This window comes from Psychrobacter sp. PL15 (genome assembly GCF_035984995.1).
Lineage (GTDB): Bacteria > Pseudomonadota > Gammaproteobacteria > Pseudomonadales > Moraxellaceae > Psychrobacter.
Genome location: NZ_JAXCIB010000007.1, coordinates 65,729 through 80,472 on the forward strand (window position 1 = coordinate 65,729; position 14,744 = coordinate 80,472).

A 14,744-nucleotide genomic window follows, 5' to 3' on the forward strand; every position below is an offset into this window, starting at 1 on the left:
CCGCTTCTGGAATAATAATGATAAAAATTGGTCAGGGTATCGACGTTCACGCCTTTCATAATAATGGCGAACAGCAGCAATATGTGGTGCTGGCAGGTGTGCACATTGAGCACAGTCACAGCTTACTCGCTCACTCTGATGGCGACGTGGTGCTTCATGCCCTCGCCGATGCGCTGCTTGGTGCTTTAGCATTAGGCGATATTGGTCAGCATTTCCCTGATACTGATGCTGTAAACTCCGGTCTTGATTCTAGAGTATTATTGCGCTATGTTTATGGCAAAGTACAGGCAGCAGGCTATACCTTGGGTAATGCTGATATTACCGTGATGTGTGAACGCCCGAAACTGGCACCTCACAGCCAAGCGATGCGTGCCAATATCGCTAGCGATTTGCAAACTGAGATTGGTAATGTCAGCATTAAAGCCACTACCACCGAAAAGTTGGGCTTCACCGGTCGGCAAGAGGGTATCATGGCTAATGCCGTGGTATTATTGACCCCTTACCCTTAATATCTGACATTTAGGTATTGTTATAAATAGGCATTAATAAAAATGCGACCTCAACTGTCTCAGTTACGCTTGTAATGGGAAAGCTATTGCCCCATCTAATAGCAACATATATCTGCCTCTTTTGAACACTATTGTTTCTAACGAGCCCTCTTTAATAAGCTATTCCATAAATAGGAGTCTTTATGACTGACCAAACCCCAAATAATGCTGCAACTGATGTTGAACAACTGATCCGTGACCAAATCAAAGATAATAAAGTTATTCTATACATGAAAGGCACGCCACAGTTTCCACAGTGTGGATTTTCTGCGCGCTCTATCGAAGTGTTGACCCAAATTGGTCGCCCGTTTGCTTTTGTGAACATTCTAGAAAACCCGGAAATTCGCTCGACCTTGCCAACAATCGCTAACTGGCCAACCTTTCCACAGTTATGGATTGATGGCGAATTGATGGGCGGCTCAGATATCATTCTACAAATGTATCAATCAGGTGAGCTAAAGCCATTGGTTGAATCAAATAGCCCTGCCGCCTAGTCTCCAACGACATAATATTATGATGATTTTATTTAGCCATATTTAACCGCTAAATCAATAATTATTATGCCTAATTATTATGCCTAAAAGACAGTAAGCCCAAGCAATCCTATAATGACTGCTTGGGCTTTTTACTGTCTTTAAACCGTGTTGCCTTTACAGTTTTCACCCCCATATAGTGCACATGACAGACACCCTATAAATATCGCTTTAAGAATAAGAGAGACTTATGAATAATCAAGCAAATAAGCCACAAACACCTGAACAAGAAAACTTTGAGCAACAAGCAATTGAAAAGCGTCGTGAGCATTTAAAACTTGAATCTGCTCGTATTATTAAGATCGCTGATAGCGAGCCGCATTCTGCCCTAAAATGTGTTCATCAGCTTAGTGTTGCTGGTGGCGCAACCGAAGGTACTTATATTGCTATTGAACAACGTATTGTCGCGGATCAAGATGCAGCTGGCGCTTATCATCTAGCATTACTGGCACAAAATACCCCAGACTTGCCGATTGATACGCGTCAACTTATTGAGTTGGTGGTGAATAAAGGGGACAATCAGCAGCGTTTAGCCCTTCTTAAAAATTTACCGTTACCGCCTGTTGAGCTGATTAAAGCGCAAATTTTGATCAGTGATGATGGTGAAGCGATTGGACAGATGAATGCTTATCTACAAATAAATCCTGAAGGTTATGGCAGTCAGCATATGCTCTCTAGCGGTCAGGCAGATCCAATTGTACCGCTCAGTCTTGGTAACAATACAAATGACGGTAAAGACTTCAAAGGCTGATTTTTAGCAGTTGGTTTCTAGAGAGAGGTTCTTAGCAACCAGATCTTAATATTTTTAGTACAAAAATTCTTATAGCTCGCAAAAATTGTTATAATTACCCATCCAAATTTTAGCGACTTATTCCAGCCGCTATCCATTTTTAAAATACGATTAACGTCTATTTGTCACGAAGTAGGTCATTGCTAGCAATGAATACCTCGTAGTTAATAGTCGCGTTATGAGTCAAGTGAGGCACACATGCAATACCCAAAAAATTACGACGTGGTGGTGATCGGTGGTGGTCATGCCGGTACGGAAGCGGCCTTAGCTGCCGCGCGTATGGGCGCACAGACCTTGCTATTGACCCATAATATTGAGACTCTCGGCCAGATGAGCTGTAATCCGGCGATTGGTGGTATTGGTAAATCACATCTGGTACGTGAGATTGATGCACTGGGCGGTGCAATGGCGTTGGCTACTGATAAAGCGGGTATTCAGTTTCGGGTCTTAAACAGTCGTAAAGGCGCAGCGGTGCGAGCGACACGAGCGCAGGCTGATCGTGTCCTATATAAAGCCGCTATTCGCCACACGCTCGAAAATCAACCCAACTTAGATATCTTTCAGCAAGCTGCTGATGACATCTTAGTCGAAAACGGGCGCGCAACGGCGGTGGTGACTTCGACAGGCATTGTCTTTAAGACTGAAACAGTGGTTTTGACCTCGGGAACCTTCCTAGGCGGCGTTATTCATATTGGTCTTGAAAACTCTAAAGGTGGACGGGCAGGGGATCAACCCTCTATTAAACTTGCTGATCGTTTGCGCGAGCTTAAACTTCCGGTAGGCCGTCTAAAAACCGGTACTCCCGCCCGTATTGATGCGCGCAGCGTCGACTTTAGTGTGATGAGCGTTCAACCTGGCGACACTCCTTTGCCGGTAATGAGCTACATGGGTGACGTGTCTATGCATCCTGAGCAAGTGAATTGCTACATCACTCATACTAATGCACGCACTCATGATATCATCCGCGAAAATTTAGATCGTTCGCCGATGTTCTCTGGCAAAATCGAAGGCGTAGGTCCGCGTTATTGCCCCTCTATTGAGGATAAGATCCATCGTTTTGCAGATAAAGACAGCCATCAGATATTTATTGAGCCGGAAGGTTTGACTACTCATGAGCTGTATCCCAATGGCATCTCAACCAGTTTGCCGTTCGATGTGCAACTAGAGTTTATTCATAGTATGAAAGGACTTGAGAATGCGCATATTACTCGTCCAGGCTACGCCATTGAATATGATTATTTCGATCCGCAAAACTTAAAACCAACCCTAGAAACCAAATCTATTGATCGCCTATATTTTGCCGGTCAAATTAATGGTACGACTGGTTATGAGGAGGCTGGGGTGCAGGGGCTACTTGCGGGTACCAATGCTGCCTTAGTAACCACTAATAATAGCGAATTTGAAACCTGGACTCCGCGCCGTGATGAAGCGTACCTCGGCGTGCTGGTTGATGATCTAATCACTCATGGCACCACTGAGCCGTATCGAATGTTTACCAGTCGCGCTGAATATCGTCTGCTGCTACGCGAAGACAATGCCGATCAACGTCTCACTGAAACCGGACGCAAGCTTGGCCTGGTTGATGATGTCCGCTGGCAAGCATATCAAGAAAAAATGGATGCCATTAATAAAGAGACCAGTCGCCTAAAAGACCTATGGGCAACGCCTGCTAATGCTTTAGGCGCGCAAGTCACTGAGCAAACGGGTGAGGTATTGTCGAAAGAATCTACCGCTTATGACCTACTTAAACGGCCACAGATTCATTTTGCTGATATTGCCGCCATCACTGACTCACAAGTCGCTGCACAAGTAGGCGAGCAGATTGAAATATCAGTCAAATATGCCGGCTATATAGATCGTCAGCAAGAAGACATTGACCAGATGAAACGTCTAGAGAATACGCCATTGCCGATGGACTTTGATTATAGCGTGGTCTCTGGACTGTCAAATGAGATAGTAGAAAAGATGGCACAGGTACGTCCTGCAACGCTTGCACAGGCCGGCCGTATTAGTGGGGTGACACCAGCCGCTATCCAGCTATTAGCCATGACGGTCAAAAAACAGAAAAAAGCTAAGGCGGCATTAGAATCATAATGTTGAGTTTGAGCATGCAGTAAAGGTATCAATGGCAATGACATCTGTTAGTAATTATTTGAAGCAGGGCTGCCATCGAGTTATCGCACTTTGAAAATTAGCCGCAGGTAAAAATGCGGCTATCAGCGGTTACTAATGATTTAAATGGACAATCACAGACAAGGAATGTCTCAATGCTCTATGATAACTTATTAAACCTACTAGATTCGCCAGATACTATAAGCGATACCTGACCGAAACCTACGCAATCCTGCTTAATAACGCTTCCAAGCTATCCGTATCCAAGCCGCTTTTAATAATGCTAGCAAATAGCATGACGATGACTCTCGCCAGTTTGCTATCGCACGGATGGCAGTCGAGAAGGTCTACGAAAAAATACCGATGGCCTTTGGGTAAAAGCTAGAGCACAAATAACCTAAGCTTGACATTATAGCGTACTCGCTATAATCCATTCTCTATAATCCAATCTGACCTACAGTGATGATCTACTCATTATCTTGGGCTTCTCTCTGACTCGAGCCTACCCATGACCGACGCTATTATTTTTGCGATAACTATTGTTTTGCCCAACTTAGCCTTAATGGCGTTGGGCTTTTTTATGCAAAGACGCGGGGAGACTAGTCAAGCCTTTATCGATCAGGCTTCGAGTTTTGTTTTTAATTATTGCTTGCCGTGCCTACTGTTTTTTAGTGTGGTGGACAGTAATGTGGATTACGCCAAGCAAATAGTATTAATCATTGCTGGTATTGTAGTGACGTTCATTTTATTTATTGGTTCAGAGCTTTATGCCAAACGTTTTATCAGTCGACCTGCTGATCAAGGCGTGTTTGTACAAGGTATATTTCGCAGCAATATGGCGATCATTGGCTTGGCAACCGTTGCCAACGCTTATGGGGAACGAGGCTTGAGTATCGGCGCTGTATATATGGGTGTCGTTACTATATTGTTTAATATCTTGGCAGTTATCACTCTCAGCCGAGTGTCTAAAAGTGTGGATGATACCTGGTCTAGCCGTAGTGTCATGATTATCAAAAAGCTATTTACCAACCCGCTTATCCTCGCGTTATTAGCAGCGTTTGCCTATAAGGCCTTGCCATTGCCACCAATTCCTGGGGTTATTAATACTACTGGCGGTTTATTAGCAGCTGTTGCGCTACCATTGGCATTGATTTGTGCTGGTGCTAGTATTGATCTAAAATCCATGTTGAGCCCTTCAGGTTTGTCGATGCAAGCCAGCATTGGTCGTATTGTCATTGCGCCATTATTAGCCATTGCAGTCGGACTGGGTTTTGGTCTTACTGGTGTTCATATGGGCGTGCTATTTTTGATGGTGGCCTCGCCAACTGCGGCGGCAAGCTATGTGATGGCCAAAGCAATGGGTGGTAATGATATATTGGCGGCTAATATTTTAGCATTTACTACTGTGGTTGGCTTGTTTGGCATGGCGATTGGAGCGGCGCTATTACGGGGAATGGGGATGATGTAGTCAATGAAAAGTAATATCGATACACAGCATACTGCTGATATAAGTTAGCAATAATAAGTTAATAAATATCCTAATAAACAAGGAGTCTGGTTATGCAGTGGTTAAATCAAGAAACGGTCACCGAACATCTCAATATGCAAGCGGCTATCGATACTATTGAAGCATTACTACGTCGACAAGCCGCGCATCCCAGTTGGATTAAATCACCTGAGCGTCTGGTGATTGAGACTTTTAGTGATGAGCTTTTTAGCAACAGTAGCACGCACAGCTCAGGCACCCATTTATCGATGCCCGCGACGATTTACGATGGTCAGCAAGAGTATACGGCAGTCAAATTAGTTACTATTTGTCCTGACAACCCCGGTCGTAACCTACCGACTACCACTGCAATTATTACCGTATCGGACAATGCCACGGGTGAAGTATTAGCCGTGATGGATGGGATCTATATTACCCAGGTGCGCACAGCAGCGCTATCGGGTATCGCGACTAAATACATGGCGCCCGACGACTGCCAAAGGGTCGCAGTGGTCGGTTGCGGTGGTATGGCTTATGAGCAGCTAAACGCTGTACTTACCGTGCGGCCTGAGATTAAAACTGTTTATCTCTGGAATAGAAGCCATGAAGGTGCTGAGAGTTTTAAAAATAGATTTGCCCATGATTATCAGCAGTGGAATGTTGAACTTATAGTTTGCGAACAGCTCGAAGATGCCATTAAAGATGCAGACATTATTAATGTGGCCACGCGCGCTAAGAGTGGTTTGTTTTCGGTAGATCAGATTAAGCCTAACGTGCATATTAATGCGGTTGGGGCTTATCAGGCCTTAATGAAAGAGATTAGTAACGATGTTATTGCAGCCAGTTACATGATCGTCGTTGATGATCTAGTCGGTAGCCATCATGAAGCCGGGGATTTAATTCAAGCTCATAACGCAACTGATTGTACATGGACTTGGGATGAGCTTAATGGCGATCTCCAAGCGCTGGTGACAGGGAAAACAACACCATCATCAAAAGAGCAGGCTACCAAAGCTGAGCAAACCATCACTTTATTTAAGTCGGTGGGCGCCGCCAGCTTTGATGCGGCAGTAGCTGTACATATTACAGAACTTGCTCAGCAAAAAAACCTTGGTATTGCTCTTTATTAAAACCTTGGCTGTCCGTTTTGATCAATAAGGGAATAATAAAACCCTATTATTAGAACTAAAAATAAGCACAAAAAAAGCCTCCCCATCTTAGTGTGATAGGAAGGCTTTTAAAGTTAATTTAATAGTGAACAGTTAGCGTTGATTATGGTCTTCATCTCGAAGTTTATGACGCTTACTGGTGCTACGATAGGTCAGATAGGCACCAAGGGCCATAAGTGCAATAAAGGCCAGAATATATAAAAATATTGTGGAACCAATGAGAGCCGAGGGATGCATATTAGTTATCTCATAGAGGTTGATAAGCTATTATGCAGGGACCGTATGGGATTGTAAAGAAAACAGATTTAATTGAGGCGCTAGTGATAGCGAATGCAAACGCGCTGCTTGGTCATAAATGTTTGCTGTTACAATCAGCTCATCAGGCTCGTATTGAGCAATAAAATCAGCAAGCTTCGGCTTGACGGTTTCAACTGACCCAATGAAGGATACTGATAAGGCTTTATCAACGCCCATTTTTTCTGCAGGACTCCACATACTATCCATGTTTTCTATAGGTTTTGGCATTTTGCCACTCGTATTACGGAACAGGTTCACAAAGCCTTGCTGAGCTGAACTAAAGTGGTAGTTTGCGGTTGCGTCATCATCTGCTAGCAATAAGTTTGCTGCTACCATCACATAAGGTTTATCGAGATAAGCGGAGGGCTGGAACTGCTCACGATAAGCCGTGATCGCCTTACTAAGCATTTGCGGGGCAAAATGGGACGCAAACACATAAGGTAGGCCTAGATGTGCAGCCAACGTAGCACCAAATAGTGAAGACCCTAAAATCCAAATAGGGACATTTGATTGTGCACCTGGGAACGCTTGTACTGGGCTATTACTGGTCTCGTCACCTAGTAAATACATCAGTTCTTGCACATCTTGTGGGAAGCGTTCAGCATCTTGCATTTGGCGGCGTAAGGCTTGAAAGGTCGCGCCATCAGATCCTGGTGCGCGTCCGAGTCCCAAGTCAATACGGTCGCCATATAAGGCTTGTAGGGTGCCGAACTGTTCAGCGACTACCAATGGCGCATGGTTCGGTAACATGATGCCACCTGAGCCAATACGGATATGGTCAGTTTGGCTGCCGATATGTGATAACAATACTGAGGTTGCTGCGCTAGCAATACCAGGCATGTTGTGGTGCTCAGCCAGCCAATAACGATTTAAGCCGATTTGTTCTGCTTGCTGCGCCATCTCAACGGTTTGAGCAATACCATCAGCGATGGTTTTACCGGTAGGGACGGGCGCTAAGTCTAAGAAGGATAAAGGAATCGTATTACTCATAAGTCACCTGGTTTTCTGCCATATCAACGATGGCATTATTATGTTTGTATCATATTATATCGAAAAAAAAGCCACCGTCATTCGCGTCACAATAACTTGAATGATCTTCAGTAGTTATGCGAGTAGCTATGCGAGTACTAATGGCTTGACAGTCTATATGATGGGGCGGTTATTATGGATATAAAGGTTAATACTCTAGTTAATAACAATTCTTAATAATACCGCTTTAATGAGGCAGCTTTTAATAATACGATAAAGTAAAAAATACAGCGTAAGTAAAAGTATAGTTAAAATACCTTAAAAACGCTACGTTACTGCTGGTATAAGCTTTTTGCAGCCTCTGTCTGCGTAGGCACAGCAAGCAAGAAAAACTTATGCCAGCAGTAGGTTATGTATCGATATTACTTTTCATTAACTATAGGTGAGGCAAGGACCAAAAAAAGGCACCGCTATCCATTCAATAGCGGTACCGTTCATCTGGGTCATCTTTTAATAGAGGTAGGGGTTATAAATTAAAAGCGGTTATTATTTCCTAAATAGCTACTAACTAAACAGCTACTACCTAAACAGCTACTACCTAAACAGCTACTAACTAAACTGCTGCTGGCATAGCTCTATAAAAGCACGACCATATTGACGGATTTCTGCATCGTCACGTACCGCCATCCAACTGGTAAAGCGGCCAAAATGATCGACTGGAATGGCCGTTAGATTCTGATAATGGCTGGGCTCAAAGGCCATCTCTGCGATAATACCAACGCCTAATCCGAGGCCCACATAGGTGCTAATCACGTCAGCATCTAGTGCTGCTAAAACAATATCAGGCTCGAGTCCGGCATCACTAAAGGCCTTGTCAATCGTTCCGCGTCCGGTAAAGCCACCGTGATAAGTGATTAGTGGGTAGCTGGCAAGCGTCGGTAGATCGACAGTCTCTTGACTTGCAAGCTCATGATCACTTGGTACGATGACACGGTGTGTCCAGTCGTAATAGCGATGGCAACGCAAATAGTTATTATGAAGTAACGATTCGGTGGCAATACCGATATCTGCTTGGCCACGAATCACCATCTGCGCGATAGTCTCAGGATCCGCTTGTTGGAGAATCAGATTTACTTTAGGGAAGCGTTCTTTAAATTCTTTAACCACTTGAGGCAACACATAGCGTGCCTGCGTATGAGTGGTCGCAATGGTCAAGGTACCAGTGTTTGGATTATTAAAATCAAGGCTTAAATTCTCGATGGTACGAATTTCGGCAAATATAGACTCGATATGCGGCATGAGCGCCGTGCCCATAGTTGTCAGTCCGGTCAATCGCTTGCCTTGGCGGACAAAAACTTCAGTTTTGAGCTGGTTCTCAAGGGCCGCAATATGCTTGGACAAGCTCGACTGGCTGGTATGCAATACCGTTGCGGCTTGGCTTAAGTTATAACCATTAACTACGGTATGCCAGACGGTTTCTAATTGCTTAAGCTGAATTTGTAGATGCCGCTGGTTGACCACTACGTCAATTGCCATAACCTAATTCCTCGTAAATATAAAATAGCCACTGTCTGGATGTAAGCACAACAAAGCCTACAAAAATGCAGCAAGGCCTCAGTGTAAAACAAATTCATTATTCTTGTATATAATTAATAGGTATCTATTTATGTTATTTTGGAATAATGGGCTACACTGTTATATGGCTAAATAGGATGTAACGAAATTTAAGATACCTATCAATAACACCGATAAACAACACTAATTTTTATGAGATTGTTTCTCATAATCTTGTTATAAAGGCAAAGTAATAAATAACACTAGACCGCACTGATAGCGAACGATTAAATCAGCTGGTAGGTATAGTTAAGATACCTTAAAAACGCGACGGTACTGCCAGTACAATATTTTTGCAGCCCCTGTCTGCGTAGGCACAGCAAGCAAGAAAAACTTATGCCAGTAGTATGCTATGTATCGATATTACTTTTCATTGACTATATCTGCTAAATTAATATCTATTAAATTACAGATTATGAAATTTCAGTTCGTGATAGACAATAAAAAAGAGCCCCCTTTTAAGGGGGCTCTTTTGGTAGCGCTAAATAGTAGCTAGAAGGCGGATGCTAGAAGCGATCAGTATTCATTACTTTGTCCCATGCTTTGATGAAGTCATGGACGAATTTTTCCAAGTTATCATCTTGTGCATATAACTCTGCATAAGAACGCAATATAGAGTTAGAGCCAAATACCAAGTCAACACGAGTGGCCTGCCATTTAACGTTACCAGTCGCACGTTCGCGCACTTCATATAGGTTGCGACCAGCGTTTTCGCTATTCTCTTCCTTAATGGGGTGCCAAGTGAGATTCATATCGGTTAAATTAACAAAGAAATCATTACTGAGCGTGCCGGCGCGGTCGGTAAAGACCCCATTTTGACTGTGGCTATGATTGGTATCAAGAACACGCATACCGCCGACTAATACCACCATTTCAGGAGCGCTCAGTCCCATCAATTGGGTACGATCAAGCAACATCTCTTCAGGTGATACTGTATAGCTGTCTTTAACCCAGTTGCGATAGCCGTCATGACGTGGCTCAAGATCGCCAAACGATTCAGCATCGGTCATTTCATCTGTTGCATCACCGCGGCCTGGATTGAAGGGTACGTTGGCCTCGACGCCGGCAGCAGCAGCAGCTTGCTCAATAGCAGTGTTACCAGCCAGTACAATTAAATCAGCAATACTAACGGGCTTGGCAAACTTAGCCTGAATAAGAGTCAAGGCTTCAAGCACACGTTGCAATTGCTCAGGCTCATTGCCAACCCAGTCTTTTTGCGGGGCTAAGCGAATACGAGCACCGTTGGCACCGCCGCGATAGTCAGAGAAACGGAAAGTGCTTGCGCTGTCCCAGGCCGTAATAATCATCTCGCGACGACTCAGACCGCTGTCTAAGATTTGCGCTTTTAGCGTTGCAATATCATCGGTGCTTAAATCAGTATTGCCTTCTACAACTGGGTCTTGCCATACAAAGGTTTCTGCTGGTACATCAGCACCTAAATAACGTGCTTTAGGTCCCAAGTCGCGATGGGTAAGCTTAAACCAAGCTTTGGCAAACACTTCATCAAAGTATTCTGGGTTTTTATGGAAGTTTTCTGAAATCACGCGATAAGCCGGATCTTTGATCATTGCCATATCGGCATCGGTCATCATGGGATTACGGCGTATACTTGGGTCATGCGCATCTAAAGGCTTGTCTTCCTCACGGATGTCGGTAGGCTCCCATTGCCATGCACCAGCTGGACTCTTAGTGAGTTCCCAGTTGTGACCAAGTAGCATCTCAAAGTACTCATAATCCCACCGCGTAGGGTTGGTGGTCCATGCGCCTTCAATACCACTTGAGACCGTATCGCCTGCATTGCCGGTACCATTAGGGTTGCGCCAGCCGAAACCTTGCTCAGTGACATCTGCTGCTTCAGGCTCACTTCCTAATAAGCTTGCATCACCGTTACCATGGGACTTACCGACAGTGTGTCCACCTGCGGTTAAAGCGACGGTTTCTTCATCATTCATAGACATCCGGCCAAAGGTCGTACGAATATCGTGTGCGGTTTTTATGGGGTCAGGGTTGCCATCAACACCTTCAGGGTTGACATATACTAAGCCCATTTGTACAGCAGCAAGAGGATTCTCAAGCGAGGTACGTTCTTGGTCATCATAGTAACGGTTATTGGTTGCCGCTAGCCATTCGCGCTCAGAGCCCCAATTAATGTCTTTTTCTGGATGCCAGATATCAGCGCGACCGCCAGCGAATCCTAAGGTCTTAAAGCCCATTGACTCATAGGCCATATTACCGGCCAAAATCATTAAATCTGCCCAAGACAATTTATTGCCGTACTTTTTCTTCATTGGCCATAATAGACGACGCGCTTTGTCCAAGTTAACGTTATCTGGCCAACTGTTTAGTGGTGCAAAGCGTTGATTACCAGTGTTAGAGCCACCGCGTCCATCGGCGCCACGATAGGTACCAGCAGAATGCCATGCCATGCGAATCATCAGACCGCCGTAATGGCCCCAATCCGCTGGCCACCATTCTTGCGAATCGGTCATCAGGTCTTTTAAATCTTGCTTAACGGCTTCTAAGTTTAATTGCTTAAAGGCAGCAGCATAGTCAAAATCAGGATCCATGGGATTGGTCTTGTGATCTTGCTGATGCAAAATATCTAGATTTAAGGCGTTAGGCCACCAATCAGTTGCTGCTGATGAGGTGTTGGTATGTGACTGATTCATGACCGGACAGCCGCTCATACTAGGACGCTGAGCAGCTTGCGACTGATCGACGTTTTCACTATGAATGGTTGGGCCATCGCCTTGGTCGTAGGCAGTACTACTAGCATTAGTATTTTCGTTATTGCTGTCATGGTTGACAGGGCAGCGCTCATTATCCGAGGCTGTATTATTAGTAGTCGAGTCTGACATCTTGTAACTCCTAGGTGGTGATAGTAAAACTGTCAATAGCATCGGTCGGCGCTACTGTTTATTTGTCTAGCATAGAGGGTTATCTATAATTTATAAAACCAATAAATAAAAAGGATATGATTTAAATAACTCATCATTGTATAAACGACAGCTTGTTTTTTTATGATGGCCAACGTTATAAATAATAAGTGCAGCTCATTAATATTGCTATACTTTTGTTATAAGATTATTGTTTTAAAAAATAATATTTTAAATGTAACCTATAAGATCTTCTATAATATCGATTTTTGATATCTATGAACTAAATTTTATAGCCATTGACACTAACAGTTATCGATGCCAGTAGCACGTAATAAAAGCTTTTATTATACAGGGGGAAATAAAAATAGATAAGGCTTAACAGTTACGTAAGCTGGTGATACCTTGTGTTACGTCTTTGAGGCAAAAATGGCGCTATAGTGCGCTTGATGTGACAGTTAGTGCAAAAATATCGACAGAATGTCTAGTCAAGCTACGCGTTCTGAAGTACCATAATTAAATTTTGCGATCAGTGTTGTTTTCTTTGTGCAGAGCTAGGCAGTTTTTTATCCCAATGGTATTGATGTCATGAGACGAGTCGGTATAATTTTGGATAAAGAATAGCGCACTGTCGTATTTTTTATCTTCAGTTTTTGGTGAGTCGTTATGTCTGCTGTCCAACCGGTAACCCCCAACCCTAAGGTCGCCAAAAAGTCATTTAGCGAGTCCTTGCAAGCGTATCTTGATCGGCGTTCGATTATCATGCTGTTTTTAGGTTTTGTCGCGGGTATTCCTATTTTACTGATTTTTTCGAGCCTATCGTTATGGCTGCGCGAAGCAGGTATTGACCGTAGTGTGGTAACAATGTTCAGCTGGGCGGCGCTTGGTTATGCCTTTAAGTTTATCTGGGCACCACTTATTGATGCGGTGCCATTGCCCATATTAACCAAGTTACTTGGTCGTCGGCGTAGCTGGATACTAGTAGCGCAGCTGATGATTATTGCCGCGATTTGTATCATGGCCAGTGTTAACCCGGCTAATGAAGGCAGCTTGGTGCTGATGGCCGTTGGTGCGGTACTGCTCGGATTCTCATCTGCCACTCAAGATATCGTTATTGATGCTTACCGTATTGAATTGGCACCGCCCAGTCTACAGGCAGTGTTATCTGCTATGTATGTCACTGGCTACCGTTTGGGCATGATTGTCGCGGGTGCTGGTGCGCTATATCTAGCTGATTATTTTGGTTCTACCGAAAGCTTTTATAGCTATGCAGCGTGGCGTAATACCTATTGGATTATGGCAGGGGTCATGGGTGTGGGGGTGATTACCACTTTAGTCATTCATGAGCCGATCAGGCAACAAGTAGACGTTGAGCGTAAGACCTCAGACTACACTCGTCTGGTACTGGTATTTGCTATCTCAGTCATAGGTTTTGTATTGGTGTTTGCTAATGCCGGACTAGTACTACCCGAGACCGAAGGTGTGTTTTCGGGTTTTTTAATCGAAGTGGTGCGGATGGTATTGAGCTTAGCAGCTGCTTTAGCTGTCGGTTATGGTTTAGTAAAAGCCAATCTTGTAGAGCAGGAGTTTGCTAAGACCACATGGATTGAGCCTATTGCTGACTTTTTCCGTCGTTACGGCAAAAAAGCCTTATTGTTATTAGCACTGATTGGTCTCTACCGTATCTCTGATATTGTCGCTGGGGTCATCTCTAACGTCTTTTATCAAGATATGGATTTCACTAAGGTTGATATTGCCAATGCGGTTAAACTGGTTGGTGTGGTCATGGCCATCGCTGGTGGCTTTTTAGGTGGCTTATTAGCCCAAAAAATGCGTATTATGCGCGCCATGATGGTCGGAGCAATCCTAGCTTGCGTGACTAACCTGCTATTTATTTTGCTGACTTACCATCCAGGTAGTCTACCCTATATGTATTTTGCCGTGATTCTTGATAATCTTGCTGCCGGTCTTGCCAGTGCCGTATTTATTGCTTTTTTGTCTGCCTTAACTTCCATTCGCTTTACTGCTGTCCAGTATTCGATATTCTCATCACTCATGACCCTGCTACCAAAAGTAGTGGGTGGTTACTCGGGTACTATCGTTGATAGCACCAGTTATCCATTCTTTTTTATGCTTACCTTTTTAATTGGTATTCCTATTCTAGCGTTGATTTATTATGTTGATAAGCATATCGTTATTGGTGATAACGATAATATTTACGGTGACGGTGGTGACGACAACAATAACAGTGGTGGCAATAAAGGGGTTGAATTAACCAAGGCCAATCCTAATCTGACCAATACCAAGGAACCACCGCGTGCGCCGGAATAAAGCACGAATTACAATGAAT

At 43.9% G+C, this 14,744-nt stretch carries 10 protein-coding genes; 7 read left to right on the plus strand and 3 right to left on the minus strand.

What is annotated here, in order from left to right; all coding sequences use genetic code 11:
• The first annotated feature begins 17 nt into the window (after positions 1 to 17).
• From ispF to RCH20_RS07725, 6 genes are all read left to right on the plus strand, one after another.
• The gene (gene ispF, locus RCH20_RS07700; protein ID WP_327193164.1) at positions 18 to 509 is read left to right on the plus strand and encodes a 2-C-methyl-D-erythritol 2,4-cyclodiphosphate synthase; all 492 of its coding nucleotides are present in this window, start codon (positions 18 to 20) and stop codon (positions 507 to 509) included.
• Positions 510 to 691: 182 nt separating this feature from the next.
• Positions 692 to 1,042 carry a Grx4 family monothiol glutaredoxin gene (grxD, locus tag RCH20_RS07705; protein ID WP_209957691.1) on the plus strand — a complete coding sequence of 117 codons (351 nt, stop codon included), beginning with the start codon at positions 692 to 694 and terminating at the stop codon, positions 1,040 to 1,042.
• Positions 1,043 to 1,271: 229 nt separating this feature from the next.
• Positions 1,272 to 1,832: a hypothetical protein gene (locus tag RCH20_RS07710; RefSeq protein WP_327193165.1), complete on the plus strand. Its 561-nt coding sequence runs from the start codon at positions 1,272 to 1,274 to the stop codon at positions 1,830 to 1,832.
• A gap of 237 nt (positions 1,833 to 2,069) precedes the next feature.
• Positions 2,070 to 3,965, plus strand: coding sequence for a tRNA uridine-5-carboxymethylaminomethyl(34) synthesis enzyme MnmG (mnmG, locus tag RCH20_RS07715; RefSeq protein WP_327193166.1), 1,896 nt, complete (start codon positions 2,070 to 2,072; stop codon positions 3,963 to 3,965).
• A gap of 526 nt (positions 3,966 to 4,491) precedes the next feature.
• Positions 4,492 to 5,451, plus strand: coding sequence for an AEC family transporter (locus RCH20_RS07720; protein WP_327193167.1), 960 nt, complete (start codon positions 4,492 to 4,494; stop codon positions 5,449 to 5,451).
• A 92-nt stretch (positions 5,452 to 5,543) separates the two neighbouring features.
• Positions 5,544 to 6,599, plus strand: a complete 1,056-nt coding sequence (locus tag RCH20_RS07725; RefSeq protein WP_327193168.1) for an ornithine cyclodeaminase family protein — start codon at positions 5,544 to 5,546, stop codon at positions 6,597 to 6,599.
• Between the two features lie 306 nt (positions 6,600 to 6,905).
• Here RCH20_RS07725 and RCH20_RS07730 read toward each other — a convergent pair whose 3' ends face one another.
• The 3 genes from RCH20_RS07730 to katG form a co-directional block, all read right to left on the minus strand.
• Positions 6,906 to 7,925: an LLM class flavin-dependent oxidoreductase gene (locus RCH20_RS07730; protein WP_327193169.1), complete on the minus strand. Its 1,020-nt coding sequence runs from the start codon at positions 7,923 to 7,925 to the stop codon at positions 6,906 to 6,908.
• Positions 7,926 to 8,513: 588 nt separating this feature from the next.
• Complete coding sequence (locus RCH20_RS07735; RefSeq protein WP_442793116.1) at positions 8,514 to 9,401, minus strand: LysR substrate-binding domain-containing protein; 888 nt, start codon at positions 9,399 to 9,401, stop codon at positions 8,514 to 8,516.
• 623 nt (positions 9,402 to 10,024) lie between these two features.
• Entirely contained in the window at positions 10,025 to 12,205 is a 2,181-nt protein-coding gene (gene katG / locus RCH20_RS07740) for a catalase/peroxidase HPI (protein WP_209959146.1), read from the minus strand.
• A gap of 855 nt (positions 12,206 to 13,060) precedes the next feature.
• Here katG and RCH20_RS07745 point away from each other — a divergent pair.
• Positions 13,061 to 14,725 (plus strand): AmpG family muropeptide MFS transporter, encoded by a 1,665-nt coding sequence (locus RCH20_RS07745; protein WP_327193170.1) that lies wholly within the window; start codon positions 13,061 to 13,063, stop codon positions 14,723 to 14,725.
• Positions 14,726 to 14,744: the final 19 nt, after the last annotated feature.

Coding starts and splice junctions, on each gene's coding strand:
- RCH20_RS07745 (WP_327193170.1), top strand. CDS start 13,061: ATGTCTGCTGTCCAACCGGTAACCCCCAACCCTAAGGTCGCCAAAAAG.
- RCH20_RS07710 (WP_327193165.1), top strand. CDS start 1,272: ATGAATAATCAAGCAAATAAGCCACAAACACCTGAACAAGAAAACTTT.
- ispF (WP_327193164.1), top strand. CDS start 18: ATGATAAAAATTGGTCAGGGTATCGACGTTCACGCCTTTCATAATAAT.
- katG (WP_209959146.1), bottom strand. CDS start 12,205: ATGAGCGGCTGTCCGGTCATGAATCAGTCACATACCAACACCTCATCA.
- RCH20_RS07725 (WP_327193168.1), top strand. CDS start 5,544: ATGCAGTGGTTAAATCAAGAAACGGTCACCGAACATCTCAATATGCAA.
- RCH20_RS07720 (WP_327193167.1), top strand. CDS start 4,492: ATGACCGACGCTATTATTTTTGCGATAACTATTGTTTTGCCCAACTTA.
- RCH20_RS07730 (WP_327193169.1), bottom strand. CDS start 7,925: ATGAGTAATACGATTCCTTTATCCTTCTTAGACTTAGCGCCCGTCCCT.
- mnmG (WP_327193166.1), top strand. CDS start 2,070: ATGCAATACCCAAAAAATTACGACGTGGTGGTGATCGGTGGTGGTCAT.
- grxD (WP_209957691.1), top strand. CDS start 692: ATGACTGACCAAACCCCAAATAATGCTGCAACTGATGTTGAACAACTG.